Here is a 21,011-nt window from a genome sequence, read left to right as displayed (position 1 = left end):
GCGTCTGACCGTGCCACAGACCCGCCCGGCGCTGAACCCCTCAGCCGGCGGCGCGGCGGGCGCGGGACGCCTCGGCCAGCACCGCCAGCATCTCCTCGGTGGTGGCCGGGTCGACGCAGGCGTCGGTGACGCTCTTGCCGTACTCCAGCGCCTCCGGGTGCCGGCGGTCGAGGTCCTGCCGCCCGGCGACCAGGAAGCTCTCCACCATCACGCCGCGGACAGCCCGCTCGCCGCCGGCGACCTGACCGGCCAGGTCCCGGACGACGTCGAACTGCCGGCGGTGGTCCTTGCGGCTGTTGCCGTGCGAGGCGTCGACGACGACGACCTCCGGCAGCCCCCGGTCGGCGAGCTTCCGCTTCGTCCCGGCGATGTGCGCGGCCGAGTAGTTGGGACCGTCCGCGGCGCCGCGGAGGATGACGTGGCCGGTGTCGTTGCCCGTCGTCGACAGCTGCGCGGTCACCCCGTGCGCGTCGATGCCGAGGAACTCGTGCGGCGCCCGCGCGGCGACGACGGCCTGGACGGCGACGTCGATGCTGCCCTCCGGCGAGTTCTTGAAGCCGACGACGGAGGAGAACCCGGAGACCCGCTCCCGGGCGGTCTGGTCGGTGACGTTGCGGGCGCCGACGCCGTTGTAGGTGACCAGCCCGTTGACGTACTGCGGGGTCAGCGCGTTCAGCGGCTCGGCGGCGACCGGCACCCCGAGCTCGGTGATGCGGCACATCAGCATCCGGGTGGCGACCAGGCCGACGCTGATCCGGCTGGAGCCGTCGAGGAACGGGTCGTAGGCGAACCCCTTCCAGTCGACCTCGGTGCGCGGCTTCTCGGTGTAGGTGCGCATGAGGATCTCGAGGTCCGCGCCGAACTGCTCGCGCATCCGGGCGAGGAACGCCGCGTACTCCAGCGCCGCCGCCGGGTCGTGCACCGAGCACGGGCCGGTGATCACGGCGAGCCGGTCGTCGGCGCCGGTGACGATGCCGGTCATCGCCCGCCGCCCGGCCGCGGTCGTCGCCACCGAGGCGGCGGTGAGCGGCACCGCGGCCGCGACCGCCGCCGGGGTGACCACCACGCTCAGCCCGGTGATGCGGGCGTTGACCAACCCGGAGAGGTCGACGTCGGGGGCCGGCAGCAGGCCGAGCTGCTCCTGGACGCCGGGCAGCAGCTCGGTGAGCGTGTCGTCGATCTGCGCGTTGACCCGGGTCTGCACCTCGAGCAGCAGGTCGGCCACCCGGGTCGCCTCGGCGAGGAGCTGGTCGGTCGTCATGGGCTCCAGCATGGCGGCGGGCGCGGGCGGTTCCGCGGGCAGGTCCGGTCAGCCCTCGCCGGGCGGGACGATCGGCACACCGAGCCGGACCAGGCGCTCGACGACCTCGTCGCCGCGCGGGGCGTCGGTGACGATCCCCGCCACGGCCGTCAGCGGCAGGACGGCGAACGGCGAGGCGGTGCCGATCTTCTCGGAGCTGGCCAGCACGTAGGTGTCCGCGGCCCGCCGGGACAGCGCCCGCTTCATCGCGGCCTCGTCGGCGTCGCCGGTGGTCAGCCCGCTGTCGGGGTGCACGCCGGTGACACCGAGCAGGAACAGGTCGGCGTTGACCGCCGCGGCGGCCTCGACCGCCGCCGCGCCGCTGGTCACGGCCGAGTGCTTGAACAGCCGGCCGCCCAGCACGTAGACCTCGACGGTGGGGTGCCCGACCAGCGCGGCGGCGACCGTGGGGCTGTGCGTGACGACGGTCGCGGCGAGGTCGCCCGGCAGGGCCTGCGCGACGGCGAGCGCGGTGGTGCCGCCGTCGAGGATCACGGTGGTGCCGGGTTCGACCAGCCGGGCCGCGGCGGCGGCCACCCGGGCCTTGCTGTCGACCGCGACGGTCCGCCGGGTCGCGTAGTCCGCCACCGCCGGGGACGCCGGCACCGCGCCGCCGTAGACGCGCTGGCACAGCCCCGCCGCCGCCATCTCCCGCAGGTCGCGGCGGACGCTGTCCTCGCTCAGGCCCAGCTCGCCGGCGACGTCCTTGGCGATGACCCGGCCGTCGCGGCGCAACCGGTCGAGCAGCAGCTCGCGGCGTTCGGTGACCAGCACGTCGACTCCAATTGCACGTTTCTTCCCGATGTTTCCGAGTTCAGCGTACTGTGCGCCGCATGACCTCGACCACCGACGTCCCGCTGATGGTGCTCATCGCCGGCCCCTACCGCTCCGGCACGGGCGGCGACCCGGCCCGCGCGGCCGCGAACCTGGCCCGCCTCGAGGAGGCCGCCTGGCCGCTGTTCCGGGCCGGGCACGTGCCGGTCATCGGCGAGTGGATCGCCCTGCCGGTGCTGCGCAGCGCCGGCGCCGACCTCGACGACCCGCTGGCCGAGCAGGTGCTCTACCCGACGGCCGAGCGGCTGCTCGCCCGCTGCGACGCGGTGCTGCGGCTGCCCGGGGAGTCGACCGGCGCCGACCAGGACGTCGCGATCGCCCGCGAGCGCGGCCTGCCGGTGTGGTTCCGGCTCGCGGACGTGCCCGGCGTCGTCGCGGACGCGGCGTGACCGCGACCGGCGTCCCGGGGGTCGACGTGCCTGACGCCCGCGGGCGCACCGGGCTGGACCGGGTCGGCCGCGACCTGACCGGCAACCCCGGGGTCCGGGTCCGCGAGGTCGAGGTGCTGGCCGCCGCCTGGCACGTGCTCCGCCGCACGACGATCGAGGTCCGCCGCCGGGACGGCAGCTGGCAGACCCAGCAGCGGGAGACCTACGACCGGGGCAACGGCGCCACCGTGCTGCTGTACGACACCGGCCGGCGGACGGTGCTGCTGGCCCGGCAGTTCCGGTACCCCGTCTACGTCAACGGCCACCCCGACGGGATGCTGCTGGAGACCGCGGCCGGGCTCCTGGACGACGACGACCCGGCGACCGCCATCCGGCGCGAGGCCGCCGAGGAGCTCGGGGTCGTCATCGGTGAGCTGCAGCCGGTGTTCGAGGTCTGGATGAGCCCCGGGTCGGTCACCGAGCGGCTGCACTTCTACGCCGCGCCCTACTCCCCCGCCACGCGGGCGACCGGCGGCGGCGGGCTGGCCGACGAGGGCGAGGACATCGAGGTGTGCGAGCTGCCGTTCGACGACGCGCTGGCCGGGGTGGCCGACGGCCGGATCGCCGACGCCAAGACGGTGCTGCTGCTGCAGTGGGCCGCCCTGCGCGGGCCGTTCTCCGGTCGCTGACGGCTCCCGCCCGCACCCCCTTGCGGCGCGGGGCACGGGCCGCCAGGGTCCGGCGGGACGCTCCCGGCAGATCGGACCGCACATGCGCACGGCGGCGGAGGACTGGCTGAGGTCCCGCGACCCCGGCCTGCGGGCGACCCGGCGCGCCGTCCGCACCGCGATCGTCATGCCCGCGCTGTTCGCGCTCGGCACCGAGGTGGTCGGCGACGCCACCGTGGCGACCTTCGCGGCGTTCGGCTCCTTCGCCCTCCTGCTGTTCGCGGACTTCGGCGGCTCGCTGGCCGACCGGCTGGCCGCCCAGCTGACCCTCACCGCGCTCGGCGGCGTCTTCGTCTGCACCGCCACCGTGGCGTCCCGGTCGGCCTGGTCCGCCGCGACCGCGATGCTCGTCGTCGGCTTCGGGGTGCTGTTCGCCGGCGTCGTCAGCTCGGCGCTGGCCGGGGCGAGCACCTCGGCGCTGCTCGCCTTCGTCCTCCCGGTGACCACCCCCGGCGGGCTGGACACGCTGCCCGACCGGCTGGCCGGCTGGCTGCTGGCCGGCGCGGTGTCCCTCCCCGCGGTCACCCTGCTGTGGCCCGCGCCGGCCACGGACCCGCTCCGCGACGCGGCGGCCGAGGCGTGCCGGCGGCTGTCGGCCCGGCTGACGGCGGAGCCCGCGACCGGGCGGGAGGCGGGGAGCACGGCTGCCGCCGCCGCCCGGGACGCGGACGAGGCGGTCGCCGCCCTGCGCCGGGTGTTCCTGGCGACCCCGTACCGGCCCTCCGGGCTGGGGACCGCCGCGCGCGCCGTCGTCCGGCTGGTCGACGAGGTGCAGTGGCTGGCCGGGGTGCTCGACGACGCCGCCGCGCCGGTCCCGGCCGGGCCGGCGCACCCGGCGGTGGCCCGGGTGGGCAGCGCGGCGGCGGTGCTGCTCGACCACGCCGGCACGGTGCTCGGCGCGCGGGACCAGCCGCAGGACAGCCTGCAGGACCACCTCGACGACCTCGCCCGGGCCCGGCGCGACATGGAGTCGGCGGCGATCCACGAGGTGGCCCGGCGGGCCGGGGGCGCCGCCGGGCTGCCCGCCGCGCTCGAGCCGGCGTTCCGGGCCCAGGAGCTGGCCCGCGCGGTGACGGCGATCGGCGCCGGCGTGGCGGTGGCCGCCGCCGCCGACCAGCGCTCCTGGTGGCGGCGGCTGCTCGGCGGACGGCCGGCGGGGCTGCCCGGTCCGCTGCTGTCGGCGCGGCAGCGGGCGCTCGCGCACCTGGAACCGCACTCGGTGTGGCTGCACAACAGCGTCCGCGGCGCGATCGGCCTCGCGCTCGCGGTGCTGGTCGCCGACCTCAGCGGCGCGCAGCACTCCTTCTGGCTCGTGCTGGGCGCCCTGTCGGTGCTGCGGTCCAACGCGCTGAGCACCGGGCAGAGCGCGCTGCGCGGGCTGCTCGGCACGGTCGCGGGGTTCGTGCTCGGCGGCCTGCTGGTGGTGGCCGTCGGCGCGAGCCTCCCGGTGCTGTGGGCGCTGCTGCCCCTGGCCGTCCTGGTCGCCGGCATCGCGCCGGCGGTGTCGTTCGCCGCCGGGCAGGCCGGCTTCACCGTGACGCTCCTGGTGCTGTTCAACGTCATCGGGCCGGCCGGGTGGCAGGTGGGGCTGGTCCGCGTCGAGGACGTCGCGCTGGGCTGCGCCTGCAGCCTGCTGGTCGGGGGGCTGTTCTGGCCGCGCGGCGCGGGGGCGGCGCTGGCCCGGGCCCTGGCGGAGGCCTACGCCGACGCGGCCGCCGCCCTGCGGTCGGCGACGGAGCAGGACCACGACGGCCGGCCCAGCGGCGGGCCGGCGCTGCGCTCCGCCGCCTCCGCTCGACGGCTGGACGACGCGTTCCGCGAGTTCCTCGCCGAGCGCGGGCCGAAGCGGCTGAGCCTGGCGGAGGTCGCCGCGCTGCTCAACGGGGTCGCCGGGCTCCGGCTCACCGCCGACGCCGTCCGCAGCCTCTGGCGGGACGCCGGAGCGGCCCGGCACCCGCGGGCGGCGCCGCGCGCAGCCGCCGAGGTGGTCGCGGCCACCGAGCGGGTGACGAACTGGTACGCCTCGCTGGCGCAGGCCTTCGCCGGCCCGGGGGTGGTGCCGCGCGCGCTCCCGCCGGACCCGGGGGCCGACGGCCGGCTGGTCGAGGCGCTGACCGCCGACCTGGCGGCCCACGGTGCGCTCGCCGGCGCGCACCCGGTCGCCGACGACCGGGTGCGCGCCGAGGCGGTGCGGCTGGTGTGGACCGGCGACCACGTGGACGCCGCCCGCCGGTTGCAGATCACAGTCGAGCAGCCGGCCCGCACCGCGGCCACCCGCTGACCCGCGCGTCACGCGTGTCACCTGCGCCGACACCCCCGGCCTCCCCGGGGCACGGTCAACATGTGCCGAACCGGACCAGTTCGTCTCGTTCCCCGCTGGCCTCGCCGCGACCCCGCCCTCTCGCTTACGGTCAGTTCCAGCACGGACGCACACGGTCGCCACGGTGGCCCGGACGGCGCCCCGTGGACCACCTTCGAGAGGAACGTCGTGACCCTTCCCCAGCGCTCCCCCGCTGCGACCCTCCCCCGCCAGGCCGGTTACGGCCAGCCGCTCCGCCCCCGGGTCCCCGCCGCCCGCCAGCCCTACCCCGGCACGATGGCCGCGCGCCCACAGGCCCCCCGCCCGGTCCCGGCCCAGGCGCCGCGGCCCGCCGCCGAGCGCCCCGCCCAGGTCACCTTCCTCACCGTGGCCGAGGTCGCCGCGATGATGCGCGTGTCGAAGATGACGGTCTACCGCCTGGTCCACGGCGGCGAGATGGCCGCCGTGCGCGTCGGCCGCTCCTTCCGGGTGCCCGCGCCCGCCGTCCGCGCCTACCTCGCCGACGCCCGCACCGACATCGCCTGACCCGCCCCGCGGGGCGGGCCGACCGGTTCCGACCGGCGGGCAGGTGGCCGCGCGCGGCACGGCGGTCACCCGACGGGCGTTGCCCCGTCACGGAGGGAGGTCCTAGGGTCGCCGGATCCCGTCCGGGAGGAGGCCCCCATGGCCCTGCCCCGAGAGCCTGACCTGCCCCGTGGACCTGCCCTGCCGCGAGAGCCCGCCGTGGCCCGAGGGCCCGCCGCCCCCGAGGTGCGCAAGGGGCTGGCCCTGGTCGTGCTGGCGCTGAGCCAGCTCATGGTCGTGCTGGACCTGAGCATCGTGAACGTGGCGCTGCCCGACATCCAGGTCGAGCTCGACGTCCGCAGCCAGGGCGACCTGTCCTGGATCGTCACCGGCTACACGCTCACCTTCGGCGGGTTCCTGCTGCTCGGCGGCAAGCTCGCCGACCGCATCGGCCGCCGCCGCGTCTTCCTCGGCGGCGCGCTGCTGTTCGCGCTCGCCTCGCTGGTCGGCGGCCTGGCCGGCAGCCTCGGCATGCTGGTCGGCGCCCGGCTGGTGCAGGGCCTCGGCGCGGCGTTCATGGCGCCCGCCGCACTCTCCCTGCTCACCGTCGTCTTCCCCGAGGGCCGGGAGCGCAACCGGGCGCTGGGCCTGTGGGCGGCCATCACCGCCGGCGGTGCGGCCATCGGGCTCATCCTCGGCGGCGTGCTCACCGAGTACGCCAGCTGGCGGTGGGTGCTGTTCGTCAACATCCCGATCGCCGCGGTCGCCATGGCCGGTGCGCTGCGCTTCGTCCCGGAGAGCCGCGACGACCGCGCCCGGGGCTTCGACGTGCCCGGCGCGCTGCTCGCCACCGGCGGCCTCGTCGCGCTGGTGTTCGCCCTGGTCAAGGCCAACGACTACGGCTGGGACTCCACCCGCACGATCGGCGCGCTGGTGCTGGCCGTCGTCCTGCTCGCGGCCTTCTGGGTGCTGCAGCGGCGCCTGACCCACCCGCTGCTGGACCTCCGGCTGTTCCGCTCCCGGTCGCTGCTGGGCGCCGACCTGGGCGCGCTGTTCGTCGGGGCGGGCCTGTTCGCGGTGTTCTTCTTCCTCATCCTCTGGATGCAGCAGGTGCACGGCTGGTCGCCGCTGCGGTCCGGCTTCGCCTACCTGCCGATGACGATCGTCATCGCGATCGGCGCGGGCGTCGCCTCGCAGCTGCTGGGCCGCACCGGGCCGCGGCCGCTGCTGGTCGTCGGCCCCGCCCTGGCGGCCGCCGGCATGCTGCTGCTGGCGCTGCGGCTGGAGCCGGACTCCTCGTACGCCACCGTCGTGCTGCCCTCGCTGCTCGTGCTCGCCTTCGGCATGGGGCTGACGTTCGTCGCGCTGACCAGCTCGGCCGTGGCCGGCGTGCCGCCCGAGCAGGCCGGGGTCGCGAGCGCCCTGCTCAACGCCGGTCAGCAGGTCGGCGGTGCGCTGGGCCTGGCCATCCTGACCGCGGTGAGCACCGCGCGCACCGACGCCGTCGCCCCGCCCGGCCCGCCGGTGACCCCCGCCCACGTCGCGGCGCTGGTCGACGGCTGGGCCTGGGGCTTCGTCGTCGCCGCCGGGTTCCTGGCCGCGGCGGGCGCCGTCGCCGGCAGCCTGGTGCGGGTGTCGGCGGAGGCGGCCGCCGCCGCGGTCGCCGCGGAGACCGGCGCCGCTCCCCCGCCGTCCCCGCCCGACCCGGCCGGGCACGGGCGGCACCGGTCGCGGACCACCACCGCCGGCGGCGCGAACCACCCGCTGGTGCCCGAGCAGCGGACCCGCCACGGGGAGCACGCGGAGGGGCGCCACCGGCGCTGACGGTCCCGCGGGCCGGGCCCGCGGGACCGCCCGGCCGGTCAGCCGGCGGACGACGTCCGGGCCAGGTGCAGCCAGGTGTCGACGACGGTGTCCGGGTTCAGCGACATCGACTCGATGCCCTGCGCGACCAGCCACTCCGCCAGGTCCGGGTGGTCGCTGGGGCCCTGCCCGCAGATGCCCACGTACTTGCCGCGCTCCAGGCACGCCCGGATCGCCATCTCCAGCGCCGCGAGCACCGCGGGGTCGCGCTCGTCGAACCCGCCGGCGACCAGCCCCGAGTCCCGGTCGAGGCCGAGCACCAGCTGGGTCATGTCGTTGGAGCCGATGGAGAAGCCGTCGACGTGCTCGAGGAACTGGCCGGCCAGCAGCGCGTTGGAGGGCAGCTCGCACATCATCACCACCGACAGGTCGTTCTCCCCGCGGCGCAGGCCGTGCTCGGCCAGCAGCGCGACGACGCCCTCGATCTCGGTGACCGTCCGCACGAACGGGATCATGATCTTGACGTTGGTCAGGCCCATCTCGTCGCGCACGTACCGCAGCGCCTCGCACTCCATGGCGAAGCAGTCGGCGAAGTCCGCCGACAGGTACCGGGAGGCGCCCCGGTACCCGATCATGGGGTTCTCCTCGTGCGGCTCGTAGCGCTCCCCGCCGAGCAGGTTGGCGTACTCGTTGCTCTTGAAGTCGCTCATCCGCACGATCACCGGCTCCGGCGCGAACGCGGCGGCGATCGTGGCGACCCCCTCGGCGACCCGCTGCACGAAGAAGTCCCGGGCCGAGGGGTAGGCGGCGATCCGCTCCTCGATCTGCGCGCGCAGCGCCGGCTCCTGGTCGGCGAGCTCCAGCAGCGCGCGGGGGTGGATGCCGATCTGCCGGTTGATGATGAACTCCAGCCGGGCCAGCCCCACGCCGGCGTTCGGCAGCCGGGAGAAGGCGAACGCCTGCTCCGGCGTCCCGACGTTCATCATGATCTTGGTGGGGATCTCCGGCATGGCGTCCAGCTCGGTGTGCGCCACCTCGAACGGCACCTCGCCGGCGTAGACGAGCCCGGTGTCGCCCTCCGCGCAGGACACGGTGACCGGGTCGCCCTCGGCCAGCACCCGGGTGGCGGTGCCGGTGCCCACGACGGCCGGGATGCCGAGCTCCCGGGCGATGATCGCCGCGTGGCAGGTGCGCCCGCCGCGGTTGGTCACGATCGCCGACGCCCGCTTCATGATCGGTTCCCAGTCGGGGTCGGTCATGTCCGCGACCAGCACGTCGCCGGCCCGGAACTGGTCCATCTGGTCGACGTCGGTGAGCACCCGGACGGCGCCCGCGCCGATCTTCTGCCCGATCGCCCGGCCCTCGACCAGCACGTCACCGCTGCCGGTGAGCCGGTACCGCTCGGAGGTGGTGCCGGCGCGGGACTGCACGGTCTCCGGGCGGGCCTGCAGGACCATCAGCCGGCCGGTGCGGCCGTCCTTGCCCCACTCGATGTCCATCGGCCGGCCGTAGTGCTCCTCGATCTTGAGGGCCTGCCGGGCCAGCTCGGTCACCTCGTCGTCGGTGAGCGACAGCAGCCGCCGCTGCGCCGGGTCGACGTCGACGAACTCCGTCGTCCGGCCGACCTCGGTGTGCGACGTGTAGACCATCTTCGTGGCCTTCTCGCCCACGCCCCGCTTGAGGACCGCCGGCCGCCCGGCGCGCAGGGCGGGCTTGTAGACGTAGAACTCGTCCGGGTTGACCGCGCCCTGCACCACGCCCTCGCCCAGCCCGTAGGCGGAGGTGATGAACACGGCGTCCCGGAACCCGGACTCGGTGTCCATGGTGAACATGACGCCGGACGCCCCGACGTCCGAGCGGACCATCCGCTGCACGCCCGCCGACAGCGACACCGACTCGTGGTCGAAGCCGTGGTGCACCCGGTAGGCGATCGCCCGGTCGTTGTAGAGCGACGCGTACACCTCGCGGACCGCCTGCAGCACCGCGTCGATGCCGCGCACGTTGAGGAACGTCTCCTGCTGCCCGGCGAACGAGGCGTCGGGGAGGTCCTCGGCGGTGGCCGAGGAGCGCACCGCGAACGACGCCTCCTCGTCGTCGCCGGCCAGCTGCTCGTAGGCGGCGCGGATGTCGGCCTCCAGCCCCGGCGGGAACGGCTGCTCGACCACCGCGCGGCGGATCTCCCGCCCCGCCGCGGCGAGCGCGCGGACGTCGTCGGTGTCCAGCGCGCGCAGCTGGTCGGCGATCCGGGCGGCCAGGCCGGTGTCGCCGAGGAAGCGCTGGTAGGCGGCGGCGGTGGTGGCGAAGCCGTCCGGGACGGCCACCCCGGCGTCGGCGAGGTGGGAGATCATCTCGCCCAGCGAGGCGTTCTTGCCCCCGACCACCTCGAGGTCGGCCAGCCCCAGGTCGGCGAACCACCGGACGTTGTCCCCGTCGTCGCTGCGGCCGGCCGGTACCTCGGGTGCGGTGTGGGTGCTCATCAGCGGGAGTTCCTTCCTCGGCGGGGATCGGTGTCGGGGCGGCTGCCGCGTCGGCGCCGGGCCAGGGTCTGGATCACCACGGCCGCGATCTCCTCGACGGAGGCCGCCGAGGTGTCGACCGTGGGCAGGTGGTGGGTCTCGTAGATCGCCGTCGCCCGGCGCAGCTCGAACCGGCACTGCTCCTCGGAGGCGTACCGGGAGTCGGGCCGCCGCTCCTGCCGCACCCGGCTGAGCCGGGCCACAGTGGTGGTCAGGCCGAAGCAGCGGTCGGCCAGGTCGCGGACCGGGCCGGGCAGGTCGGTGCTCTGCAGGTCCTCGTCGACCAGCGGGTAGTTGGCGACGAACAGGCCGTGCTGCAGCGCCAGGTACATCGCGGTCGGGGTCTTGCCGCAGCGGGAGGGCGCCAGCAGGACGACGTCGGCGCGGTCCAGCCCGCGGGGGCTCAGCCCGTCGTCGTGCTCGATGGCGAACTCGATCGCCGCCATCCGGTCGTTGTAGCGCCGGACGTCGCCGACCCCGTGCAGCCGGCGGGCCTCGCGCAGCCCGCGGGCGCCCAGCTGCTCCTCGATCCGCTGCATGTGCAGGCCGAAGAAGTCGATGATCGGCGCCTTGGTCCGGAGCAGCTCCTCGCGCACCTCGTCGACGGCGGCGGTGGTGAAGACCAGGGGCGCGACCGGCCCCTCCATCGCGGCGTCGAGCTGGGCCACGACCTCCCGGGCCATCTCGACGGTGGAGATGAACGGGATGAGGGTGCGCTCGAACCGCACGTCGGGGAACTGGATGAGCAGCGCGTTGCCCATCGTCTCCGCGCTGATCCCGGTGCTGTCGGACAGGAAGAACACCGGGACGACGTCGTCCGGCTGCTCCTCGGTCAACGGGCGGCCACGCGGCGGCGGTGCGTCATCGGGGCGACTCCCTGTCCAGGGCGCACGGCGCCGGGTGGATCGAGAGAGTAGCCCACCGAGCCGGACGTATAGAACGTCTACCGCCGATCAGGTGACGCGGAACACGCGCGCGGCGCCCGCTGGAACGGCGGCGCCCGACCGGCGCCACGGAGGCCGGTCCGGTGGCATCGTCGGTCCATGAGCTGGCCTTCCCGCGCCGCCGCTGCCGGGCTCTCCGCGCTCGCCGCCGTGGCCGCCCGCGACCTCCTGCAGCGCGAGCACACGCTGCTGCGGAACTTCCCGCTGATCGGCCACGCCCGGTACCTGCTGGAGTCCGTCGGGCCGGAGCTGCGGCAGTACCTGGTGGCCGGCAACAACGAGGAGCGGCCGTTCACCCGCGACCAGCGCCGGTGGGTCTACGCCTCGGCGAAGTCGGAGAACAACTACTTCGGCTTCGGCACGGACAACGACATCGAGTACACGGCCGGCTACCCGGTCATCAACCACCGCACCTTCGGCCGGACGGTGCCGGCCACCCGCGTCGAGGCCGGGCAGGAGACCCCGCTGCCCAGCGCGAAGGTGCTCGGCGCCGCGCGCGGGCGCCGGTCGGCGTTCCGGCCCGGGTCGGTGGTCAACGTGTCGGCGATGAGCTTCGGCTCGCTGTCCGGCCGCGCGGTCGAGGCGCTCAACCGCGGGGCGGCGCTGGCCGGCTGCCTGCACAACACCGGCGAGGGCGGCGTCTCGGAGCACCACCGGCACGGCGGGGACCTGGTGTTCCAGATCGGGACGGCGTACTTCGGCTGCCGCGACGACCGGGGCCGGTTCGACCTTGCCCGGCTGCGCGACCTGGTGGCCGGGGCGCCCGTGCGGGCGATCGAGGTCAAGCTGAGCCAGGGCGCCAAACCCGGCCTGGGCGGGGTGCTGCCCGCGGCCAAGGTGTCCGCCGAGATCGCGGCGGCCCGCGGCGTGCCCGAGGGGGTGGACTGCATCAGCCCGTCCCGGCACGCGGAGTTCTCCGACACCGACAGCCTGCTCGACTGGGTGGAGCTGCTCGCCGACGAGACCGGGCTGCCGGTGGGCATCAAGTCCGCGGTCGGCGACCTGGGCTTCTGGTCCGAGCTCACCGACCTGATGTCCCGCACCGGCCGGGGCGTGGACTTCGTGACGGTCGACGGCGGCGAGGGCGGCACCGGCGCGGCGCCGCTGATCTTCACCGACTCGGTGTCGCTGCCCTTCCAGCTGGGCTTCGCCCGGGTCTACTCGACGTTCGCCCGGGCCGGCCTGCACGAGGACGTCACGTTCATCGGCGGCGGCAAGCTCGGGCTGCCCGACAACGCCGTCGTCGCGTTCGCGCTGGGCTGCGACATGGTCAACGTGGCCCGGGAGGCGATGCTGGCCATCGGGTGCATCCAGGCGCAGAAGTGCCACACCGACACCTGCCCCACCGGTGTGGCCACGCAGGACCGGTGGCTGGCGCACGGGCTGGACCCGGCGCTGAAGTCGGTGCGCGCGGCGACCTACATCGCGACGCTGCGCCGGGACCTGCGCAAGGTCGCCGAGGCGTGCGGCGTGGAGCACCCCGGGCTGATCGACACCTCGGCGGTGGAGGTGCTGACCGGGCGGACGGCGTCCCGCCCGCTCGCCGAGGTGTACGGCTACGCGCCGGACTGGGGGCTGCCGTCGGCCGCGGACCGGGCCGCGATCGTCGAGCTGATGACCGGCGAGGCACCGCGGGGCGGCAGCGCTCCCCCGTCGCCCACCGCGGTCGGCTGAGCCGGCGCCGGCCAGGTGGCCGCGGCCGCCAGCCGGCGCAGCGGCGGCAGCAGCAGGGCGGCGCGGAGGACGGCGTAGCCGAGCGGCGCGCCCACGGTGTTGGCCAGCAGGTCGTTGACGTCGGCGATGTGCCCGCCGTGCCCGACGAGGGCGTTGACGAGCTGGACCAGCTCCATCGCCAGGCTGAGCAGGAGACCGACCAGCAGCACCCGCCACCAGGAGCGGAGCCGGGCGACGAGCGGCAGCAGCACCCCCAGCGGCAGGAAGACGAGCACGTTCTCCGCCATGTCGCGCGGCTCGGTGCCCGCCAGCGGCGTGAGGTTGAGGAACAGCGACCACGGCGGGCGGGGGCCGGCGGCGGCGAGGGTGATCGGGAAGAGCGTGTTCGCGAGCACGCCGGCGCCGTAGCCGACCAGCACGACGGCCACGAGCGCCCGCAGCACGGTGAGCGACCCCCGCCGGTGCAGCCGCCGGAGCAGGACGGCGAGCGCCACCGCCGCCAGCGGGACGACCACGGGCAGCGCGGTGAGCTCGGTGTGCGACGTCGGCATCCTGGTCCTCGGGTCGGGGGCCCGGCGGGCCGGCGCGCCGGCGGGCCGGCGGGCCGGCGGGCCATCGTGGCACCCCGGACCGGCCGCGGCGGCCAGGCGGCCGTGGACACGCGGCCGCGTCGCTCGGCCCGGGGTCCGCTGCGGCCCGGTCCGACCTGGCCCACCGCCTGCTCACCGGGCCCCCCGGACGCGGTTCCCCGGTCTCCGCGCGTGGCCGGTGGGGCGCACGGGGCAGGTGGGGCCGGGCGGCGCCACCACCGCCGCCGACGTGCGCACGATGGGGACGTGCCCGCCCGACCGGATGCCGTCGCCGCGCTGCCGGTCGCCCCGGGCGTCTACCGCTTCCGGGACGACGCCGGCCGGGTGCTGTACGTCGGCCGGGCCGGGGAGCTGCGCCGCCGGGTGAGCTCCTACTGGGGCGATCTGCGCGACCGCCGGCACCTGCGGCGGATGGTGCTGCGGATCGCCCGGATCGAGGCGCTCGTCTGCGACTCCGCGCACGAGGCCGCGTGGGCGGAGCGGAACCTGCTCGAGCGGTCGATGCCCCCGTGGAACCGGATCGTGGGCGGGCTGGAGGTGCCCGTCGGCATCCGGCTGGACCCGACGCCGGCGGCGCCGCGGCTGGGCCTCGCCTCCGTGCAGCGCCCCGCGCCGGGCGCCCGCCTCTTCGGGCCCTACCTCGGCAGCCGCAAGGTGCGGCTGGCCGTGTCCGGGCTGGAGCGGGTGTACCCGCTGGGGCACGCCGGCCCCGGCCGCACCGCCGGCGAGCGCGAGCTGGCCCGGGCCCGCGGCGGGCAGGACACCCCCGTCGCCCAGCTGGCCGCGGCGGTCGCCGCCGTGCTCGACCGGGAGCCGGATGCGGTCGCCGGTGTGCTCGCGGCGCTGAGCGCCCGGCGGGACGCCGCGGCCGGAGCGCAGGCCTACGAGGCCGCGGCCCGCCTGCAGGAGGAGATCGAGGCGGTCCGGTGGGTGGTCGCACCGCAGCGGATCGCCGCCCTCGACGCACGGGGGGACCAGGACGTCACCGGCTGGACCGGCGGCGTGCTGCTCCGGCTGCGCCTCCGGGACGGCCGGCTGCGGTCGTGGGACCAGGAGGCGTGCACCGAGGACGCGCCCGGCACCCGGGCCCCGGACGGCTGGGGGCCGTTCCTGCGCCGCAACGTGGAGCTCGCGGGCCGGCTCGCCGCCCTGCCCGTCGGCTGATCCCCGGCGCGACCGGACCGGGAACCGGTCAGGAATCGAGAAGCCCGGCCCCGCGGCCGGTCCCTACGCTCGCTGGCGTCCCCGGCCGGGGGCGACACCGCGAGGACGAGGAGTGCCGAGGATGACCACGGGAACCGCAGGGACCGCGTCCGGCTTCAGCGCCGAGGAGCGTGCCGCGATGCGCGAGCGCGCCGCCGAGCTGCGCGCCGAGGGCCGGGGCGGGGCGAAGAAGGCCGACGGCCTGCAGGCGCTGCTCGACGCGGTCGAGAAGATGCCGCCGGAGGACCGCGCGATCGCCGAGCGCCTGCACGTGACGGTGACCGCCGCCGCGCCGGAACTGCTCCCCCGCACCTGGTACGGCATGCCGGCCTACGCGACGGCCGAGGGCAAGGTCGTGCTGTCGCTGAAGCACTCGGCGAAGTTCGGCCAGCGCTACTCGTCGCTGGAGTTCCAGGACACCGCGCACCTGGACGACGGGGTCATGTGGCCCATCGGCTTCGCGCTGACCACCTGGACCCCCGAGGTCGAGGAGCGGGTCACCCGGCTCGTCACCGCCGCGGTCTCCTGACCTCCCGCCCCGCCGTACCCTCGCTGCGCAGCAGGGCGTCAGGAGGGGTGGACCACCGATGACCGAGGCGAGCGGGACGGTCCGGCGGCCGGAGTGGGCGACCGGGGAGCTCGACCTGGCCGGCTACCTGGACCGGATCGGGCACGCGGGCCCGGTCGCGCCGACCGGTGCGGTGCTGGCCGCGCTGCACCGCGCGCACGTGGCCGCCGTCCCGTTCGAGAACGTCGACGTCGTGCTCGGCCGACCGGTCGCGGTCGACCTCGACGGCGTGCAGGCGAAGCTGGTGCACGCCCGCCGGGGCGGCTACTGCTACGAGCACGCCACGCTGTTCGCCGCCGTCCTGGAGGAGGCCGGCTTCGGCGTGCAGCGGCTGCTGGCGCGCGTCGGCGGCGACCGGGTCCGCCCGCGGCCCCGCACCCACATGGCGCTGCACGTGCACGGCGACGACGGCGAGTGGCTGGCCGACGTGGGCTTCGGCAACGCCCTGCTGGCCCCGCTGCCCTGGGGCGACGCGGGCTGGCACCGGCAGGGCGGGTGGTCGTACCGGATGACCGCCGGACCGGAGGACACCTGGCAGGTCGAGCAGCGGACCGGCGACGCGGCCGCGGTGCTGTACCACCTGGTCGACGAGCCGGTGCACGCCTCGGACGTCGTGCTGTCCAACCACTTCACCTCGACCCACCCGGGATCGCCCTTCGTCGGGCAGCTGGTCGCCATCCGCAAGGACGACGACTCGTTCGTCCGGCTGCACGGGACCGCCCGCCACGTCGAGCGGCCCGACGGCCGCGTCGAGGAGCAGCGGCTGTCGCCGGCGGAGGCCGTGCGGGTGCTGCGGGAGGAGATCGGCGTGCTGCTGCCGGACGCGGACGCCGGCCGGCTCGAGGCGGCGCTGGCCCGCCCCGGACAGCAGCCCGGCGCGCCCCGGTAGCGGGGTCCGCCTCAGTAGCGGGGTCCGCCGAGGAACCCGCCGCGGTCGCCGAGCCACTCGGCCGGCCGGTAGCGGGGCAGGATCTCCGACCCGCCCAGGCCCAGCTGCTCGGCCGCCGCGTCCAGCCGGCGCGGGTCCGCGACGGACCCCCAGCGGCCGGTGGCGACCCGCTCGTCGAGCGCCTGGACCGAGGCGACCAGCTCGGCCGGGGTGAACGCGCAGTGGCCCAGCCGGTGCACGAAGGCCTGGCGCAGCAGCCGCCCCGCACCGGCCTGGCGCACGGTCTCCGCGTACTCCTCCTCCACCTGGACCGGCGCCAGCACGTCGTGCGTGGTGTGCAGGCTCAGCACCGGGACCTGCAGCCGCCCGGTGAGCTCGGAGGTGGCGTACGCGCGGTGCAGCGCGGCCGGTTCGGGGGTCACCGACGCCGTCCGGGTGAGCTGGTCCAGGTCGGCGTCCAGGTCGAGCCCGGCCGCCCGGTAGAGCGCCCGCACCTCGTCCCGCTCGTCGGCGTGCCGGAGCAGCGTCCCGTAGTCGACGCCGGCGTTCCACGACGGGTTGCCGCCGACCGTGTCCTCCACGTCGACCCGGGCGGGGTAGGTGAAGGCGAGCCCGGCGGTGAACTGGGCGACCTGCGCGTCGACCTGCGCCGCGTAGTCGCCCGGCGCGGGCTCGGGCTGCCCCTCCGCCCAGCGGGGCAGGTGGTAGAGCGCCGCGGCCAGCGCGATCCGGGCCCGCCCCTGCGGGTCGTCCGCCCCGGCGACGACGGCGTCGGCGAGGGTGCGCGCCGTCGCCTGGACGGCGGCGAGGTCACCCCCGTAGCCGGCCAGCCGCACGTCCGTGCCCGGGGGCAGCAGCAGCTGGGCGATCGCGTGCGCCCCGTCGAGCTGGTAGTTCAGCAGGTCGACCCCGCCGTGCACGAGCCCGCAGGTCGCCAGCGCCCCGTCGACGGGGGCGCCGGGCAGCTCGGCCAGCTGACCGGTCACCAGGCCGCCCATCGACGTGCCGACCGCGAGCACCCGCGACGGCTCCCCGACGGTGGCGCGGAAGGCGTCGAGGGTCTGCAGCTGGTCCCCGGCCGCGGTGTCCACCGTCCAGCCGCTGCGCTCGAACGACGACCCGACGAGGGCGTACCCGCGGTCCAGCAGCGCCTGCCGGGTGGCGTCGTCCGGCGCGTCCTGGGCGGTCTGCGGGATGCCGGCGAAGCTGGGCCGGTAGCCGTGGCTGTAGAGCAGCACGGTGCCGTTCCAGCCGGCCGGGACGTCGGCCACCCAGGCGGTGGCACCGTCGTCGACGGTCCCCTCGACGTGCCGGGGGCCCGCGGGCCCGCCGGCCGCGGCGGGCGGCACGACGGCGAACGACACGACCAGCGCGCAGGCCAGTCCGGAGACGACGGATCGAGCGGACATCGGGCAGCCTCCCGGACCGGTGGACGGTGCCGCGAACGCTAGGCCCGCGCTGAGCGGGGCGTCAACGCGAACTGTGAGCCAGGCCACCCCGGCTCAGACGCGGGAGAGCTCCCGCTCCGGCTCCGGCGCCGCCGGGCCCTGCGCCAGCCTGCTCGGCCACCACACCCGGTCACCGATCAGGTCGACGGCGGCCGGCACGAGCAGCGAGCGGACGACGAAGGTGTCGACCAGCACGCCGACGCCCACCAGGAAGCCGAGCTGGACGAGGATGACCAGCGGCAGCACGGTGAGCGCGCCGAAGGTGGCGGCCAGCACGAGCCCGGCGCTGGTGATCACCCCGCCGGTGACGGTCAGCGCCCGGGTCATGCCCGACCGCGTCCCGTGCGCCGTCGACTCCTCGCGGGCCCGGGTCATCAGGAAGATGTTGTAGTCGATCCCCAGCGCGACGAGGAACACGAACCCGATGAGCAGCACCTGCGGATCGCTGCCCGGGAAGTCGAAGAGGTGGTCGAAGGCCAGCGCGCCGATGCCCACGCTCGCGGCGGTGCTCAGCGCGATCGACGCGACCAGCAGCAGCGGCGCCACGACGGCCCGCAGCAGCAGGGCGAGGACGACGGTGACCACCAGCAGCACCAGCGGCACGATGACGGCGAGGTCGCGGGCGGCGGTCTCCTGGGTGTCGACGTCCTGGGCGGTGGTGCCGCCGACGAGCGCGTCGGGGTCGACGTCGTGCACCGCCGTCCGGAGGTCGGCGACCGTGGCCTGCGCCGCGGCGCTGTCCGGCGCGTCGCCGAGCGTGGCGTCCAGCCGGACCCGGCCGTCGGACTCGACCGGCTCGCCGCCGGGCTGACCGGAGTCGCCGGTGTAGGGGACGACGTCGACCACCCCGTCGACGTCGGAGGCGGCCGCGGCGACGTCCCGCCAGCCGTCGGCCGGCGTGATGATGCTGGCCGGGCTGGCCGCACCGGCGTCGTAGTGCCGGGCCAGCGCCTCCTGCCCGGTCGCCGACGGGGAGCCGCCGCGGACCGCCTCCGACAGCGGGATGCCGTCGTCGTCGAAGGTGGGCAGGAACGCCGCGAGCACGAACAGCCCCACCAGGCTCCCGGCCAGCACCCGGGCGGGCCGGTGGGCGACCGCGGTGGCCACCCGCTCCCAGCCGCGGCCGTGCCGCTGCTCGTCGCCGTACCGGGGCCGGAACGGCCAGAACGCCGCGCGGCCGAAGAGCACCAGCAGGGCCGGCAGGAAGGTGAGCGCCGCGAGCACCGCGAACGCGATGCTGACCGCGGAGATCGGGCCGAGGCCCCGGTTGGAGCCGAGGTCGGAGAACAGCAGGCACAGCACGCCGAGGACGACCGTGCCGCCGCTCGCGACGATCGGCTCCCACGACCGGCGGAGCGCGACCCGCATGGCGGTGAACCGGGACTGCTCGAGCCGGAGCTCCTCGCGGTAGCGGGCCACCAGCAGCAGGCCGTAGTCGGTGGCCGCGCCGACGACGAGGATCGAGGCGATGCCCTGGCTCTGCCCGTTGACCGCGATCCAGCCGTGGTCGGCGAGGAAGTACGCGACCGCCAGCGAGACGACCAGGGCCATGCCCGCGGTGCCGATGACCAGCAGCGGGAGCAGCGGGCTGCGGTAGACCACCAGCAGGATCAGCAGGACGACGCCGAACGCGGCGACCAGCAGCAGCCCGTCGATGCCGGAGAACCCCTCGGCGAAGTCGGAGAAGACGGCGCCGGGGCCGGTGACGTACGCGGTGGCGCCCTCGACGCCCGGCAGGTCGCGCAGCTGCGTGACGACCTCGCCCAGGCTGTCGCCGAGGTCGGGGTCGAACGGCAGCACCGCCTGCACCGCGGCGCCGTCCTCCGAGGGGATCGGCGGGGACGCCTCGCCGTCCAGGGCGCCGGCCCCGTCGGCGATCCGCACCGCCTGGTCGACCCGCTGCGCCACCTCGCCGAGCGCCGCCTGGTCGAGCGGGCCGCCCCCGCTCTCCCAGAGCAGGATGACCGGGAGGGTGCGCTCGGTCCGGAACCCCGCCTGCAGCTCGGTCACCCGGGTGGACTCCGCGCTGTCGGGCAGGAACGCGGCGGAGTCGTTCTCCGAGACGTCGCCGAGCTTGCCGCTGAACGAGCCGAGCGGGCCGGCGAGCCCCAGCCAGAGCACGGCGATCAGCGCGGGGAGCAGCCAGCGGAGGACGGAGGTGCGGCGGGGCATCATGTTCCTCAGGGATAGGAAGTCTCGATCGTCGAGAGATCTCACGGTACGACGGGTCGCGACGGTGGGCGAACGGGAGGGAGGTGACCGGTGGCAGAGGACGCTGCCGCTGCCCGGCTGCACGTCTCGCTGCTCCTTCGCCGGCTGACCGTCGAGCTGGATGCAGTCGGCGCCCGGTTCGCCGAGGCGCACGGGCTCAACCCGACCGACGTCCGCGCGCTGGTGGCGGTCATGGACGCCGCGCGCACCGGCCGGCCGATGACCGCCGGCCGGCTCGGCGAGGCGGTCGGGCGCACGTCGGCCTCGGTCACCGCGCTGCTGGACCGGCTCGAGCGGATGGGGCACCTGCACCGGGTCCGCGACGCCGACGACCGCCGCCGGGTGGTGCTGGAGATGTCGGAGACCGCGATGTCCGCCGGCGCCGAGCACTTCGGCGGGCTGCAGCGCGACCTGGCCGCGGCGATGGAGCCCTACAGCGACGAGGAGCTGGCGCTGGTCGAGCGGTTCCTGCAGGACGTGATCGGCGTCGTCGGCCGGTACGCGCGCCTCACCGACGGCGGGGTGCCCCGGGCGGAAACACCGGGACCGGCCACGGTGTTCACTCGTCGTGCTGAACAAGAAGGAGGCACACGTGACCACTGAGACCGCCATCCTCGCCGGCGGCTGCTTCTGGGGTGCGCAGGAGCTGCTGCGCAAGCGCCCGGGGGTGCTGTCGACCCGCGTCGGCTACTCCGGCGGTGACACGCCCAACGCCACGTACCGCAACCACGGCGACCACGCCGAGGCCGTCGAGATCGTCTTCGACCCCGCGGTGATCTCGTTCCGGGAGCTGCTGGAGTTCTTCTTCCAGATCCACGACCCGTCGACGAAGGACCGGCAGGGCAACGACATCGGCCGCAGCTACCGCTCCGCGATCTTCTACACGAACGAGGAGCAGCAGCGCGTCGCGCTCGACACCATCGCCGACGTCGACGCCTCGGGCATCTGGCCGGGCAAGGTCGTGACCGAGGTGGAGCCCGCGGGCGCGTTCTGGGAGGCCGAGGAGGAGCACCAGGACTACCTGCAGAAGATCCCCTTCGGCTACACGTGCCACTACGTGCGGCCCGACTGGGTGCTCCCGCGCCGCGAGGCGCAGACCACCCGCTGAGCT

Annotated in this window: 18 protein-coding genes; 11 read left to right on the top strand and 7 right to left on the bottom strand. The window is 75.8% G+C overall.

Annotated elements, in window-relative coordinates:
* Positions 1-40: 40 nt before the first annotated feature.
* Both AB0J00_RS07955 and AB0J00_RS07950 read right to left on the bottom strand, forming a co-directional pair.
* Entirely contained in the window at positions 41-1,261 is a 1,221-nt protein-coding gene (locus AB0J00_RS07955) for a 3-deoxy-7-phosphoheptulonate synthase (protein ID WP_357742692.1), read from the bottom strand.
* Positions 1,262-1,309: 48 nt separating this feature from the next.
* Positions 1,310-2,074 (bottom strand): DeoR/GlpR family DNA-binding transcription regulator, encoded by a 765-nt coding sequence (locus tag AB0J00_RS07950; RefSeq protein WP_357742689.1) that lies wholly within the window; start codon positions 2,072-2,074, stop codon positions 1,310-1,312.
* A gap of 59 nt (positions 2,075-2,133) precedes the next feature.
* On the opposite strand from AB0J00_RS07950, the gene AB0J00_RS07945 reads away from it, so the two are divergent.
* The 5 genes from AB0J00_RS07945 (at position 2,134) to AB0J00_RS07925 (ending at position 7,878) form a co-directional block, all read left to right on the top strand.
* On the top strand, positions 2,134-2,523 hold the full coding sequence (locus tag AB0J00_RS07945) for a DUF4406 domain-containing protein (protein WP_357742686.1): 390 nt from the start codon (positions 2,134-2,136) through the stop codon (positions 2,521-2,523).
* Entirely contained in the window at positions 2,520-3,191 is a 672-nt protein-coding gene (locus AB0J00_RS07940) for an NUDIX domain-containing protein (protein ID WP_357742683.1), read from the top strand. The genes AB0J00_RS07945 and AB0J00_RS07940 overlap by 4 nt, the downstream gene beginning before the upstream one ends.
* A gap of 82 nt (positions 3,192-3,273) precedes the next feature.
* Entirely contained in the window at positions 3,274-5,511 is a 2,238-nt protein-coding gene (locus AB0J00_RS07935; RefSeq protein ID WP_357742680.1) for an FUSC family protein, read from the top strand.
* Between the two features lie 315 nt (positions 5,512-5,826).
* Positions 5,827-6,075 (top strand): helix-turn-helix domain-containing protein, encoded by a 249-nt coding sequence (locus tag AB0J00_RS07930; protein WP_357743241.1) that lies wholly within the window; start codon positions 5,827-5,829, stop codon positions 6,073-6,075.
* A 198-nt stretch (positions 6,076-6,273) separates the two neighbouring features.
* A complete protein-coding gene (locus AB0J00_RS07925) occupies positions 6,274-7,878 on the top strand; it encodes a DHA2 family efflux MFS transporter permease subunit (RefSeq protein WP_357742677.1) in 1,605 nt (534 codons plus the stop codon).
* 38 nt (positions 7,879-7,916) lie between these two features.
* Here the strand turns inward: AB0J00_RS07925 and ppsA are convergent, their stop codons facing one another.
* Positions 7,917-10,334, bottom strand: coding sequence for a phosphoenolpyruvate synthase (gene ppsA / locus AB0J00_RS07920; protein WP_357742674.1), 2,418 nt, complete (start codon positions 10,332-10,334; stop codon positions 7,917-7,919).
* A complete protein-coding gene (gene ppsR / locus AB0J00_RS07915; RefSeq protein ID WP_357742672.1) occupies positions 10,334-11,209 on the bottom strand; it encodes a pyruvate, phosphate dikinase/phosphoenolpyruvate synthase regulator in 876 nt (291 codons plus the stop codon). The genes ppsA and ppsR overlap by 1 nt, the downstream gene beginning before the upstream one ends.
* A gap of 207 nt (positions 11,210-11,416) precedes the next feature.
* On the opposite strand from ppsR, the gene AB0J00_RS07910 reads away from it, so the two are divergent.
* Positions 11,417-12,991: an FMN-binding glutamate synthase family protein gene (locus AB0J00_RS07910; protein WP_357742669.1), complete on the top strand. Its 1,575-nt coding sequence runs from the start codon at positions 11,417-11,419 to the stop codon at positions 12,989-12,991.
* Here the strand turns inward: AB0J00_RS07910 and AB0J00_RS07905 are convergent.
* The gene (locus tag AB0J00_RS07905; protein ID WP_357742666.1) at positions 12,874-13,542 is read right to left on the bottom strand and encodes a VanZ family protein; all 669 of its coding nucleotides are present in this window, start codon (positions 13,540-13,542) and stop codon (positions 12,874-12,876) included. The two genes, AB0J00_RS07910 and AB0J00_RS07905, sit on opposite strands and share 118 nt — an antisense overlap.
* A 285-nt stretch (positions 13,543-13,827) precedes the next feature.
* On the opposite strand from AB0J00_RS07905, the gene AB0J00_RS07900 reads away from it, so the two are divergent.
* The 3 genes from AB0J00_RS07900 to AB0J00_RS07890 all read left to right on the top strand — a co-directional run bounded on the left by AB0J00_RS07900 (position 13,828) and on the right by AB0J00_RS07890 (position 16,241).
* Positions 13,828-14,745: a hypothetical protein gene (locus tag AB0J00_RS07900; protein WP_357742663.1), complete on the top strand. Its 918-nt coding sequence runs from the start codon at positions 13,828-13,830 to the stop codon at positions 14,743-14,745.
* Positions 14,746-14,866: 121 nt separating this feature from the next.
* Positions 14,867-15,313 (top strand): hypothetical protein, encoded by a 447-nt coding sequence (locus tag AB0J00_RS07895; protein ID WP_357742660.1) that lies wholly within the window; start codon positions 14,867-14,869, stop codon positions 15,311-15,313.
* 58 nt (positions 15,314-15,371) lie between these two features.
* Entirely contained in the window at positions 15,372-16,241 is an 870-nt protein-coding gene (locus AB0J00_RS07890; RefSeq protein WP_357742657.1) for an arylamine N-acetyltransferase, read from the top strand.
* Positions 16,242-16,252: 11 nt separating this feature from the next.
* On the opposite strand, the gene AB0J00_RS07885 is transcribed toward AB0J00_RS07890, so the two are convergent.
* Together AB0J00_RS07885 and AB0J00_RS07880 are read right to left on the bottom strand one after the other, a co-directional pair.
* A complete protein-coding gene (locus tag AB0J00_RS07885) occupies positions 16,253-17,650 on the bottom strand; it encodes a hypothetical protein (protein WP_357742654.1) in 1,398 nt (465 codons plus the stop codon).
* A 93-nt stretch (positions 17,651-17,743) separates the two neighbouring features.
* Positions 17,744-19,864: an MMPL family transporter gene (locus AB0J00_RS07880; RefSeq protein WP_357742651.1), complete on the bottom strand. Its 2,121-nt coding sequence runs from the start codon at positions 19,862-19,864 to the stop codon at positions 17,744-17,746.
* Positions 19,865-19,951: 87 nt separating this feature from the next.
* On the opposite strand from AB0J00_RS07880, the gene AB0J00_RS07875 reads away from it, so the two are divergent.
* Positions 19,952-20,503 (top strand): MarR family transcriptional regulator, encoded by a 552-nt coding sequence (locus AB0J00_RS07875; protein WP_357742648.1) that lies wholly within the window; start codon positions 19,952-19,954, stop codon positions 20,501-20,503.
* Positions 20,493-21,008: a peptide-methionine (S)-S-oxide reductase MsrA gene (gene msrA, locus AB0J00_RS07870; RefSeq protein WP_357742645.1), complete on the top strand. Its 516-nt coding sequence runs from the start codon at positions 20,493-20,495 to the stop codon at positions 21,006-21,008. Before AB0J00_RS07875 ends, msrA begins: the two co-directional genes overlap by 11 nt.
* Positions 21,009-21,011: the final 3 nt, after the last annotated feature.

It is taken from the genome of Modestobacter sp. NPDC049651 (genome assembly GCF_040659695.1).
Taxonomy (GTDB): Bacteria; Actinomycetota; Actinomycetes; order Mycobacteriales; family Geodermatophilaceae; genus Modestobacter.
The sequence above is the reverse complement of the archived record's forward strand: the minus strand, read 5'-3'. Positions and strand labels throughout refer to the sequence as shown.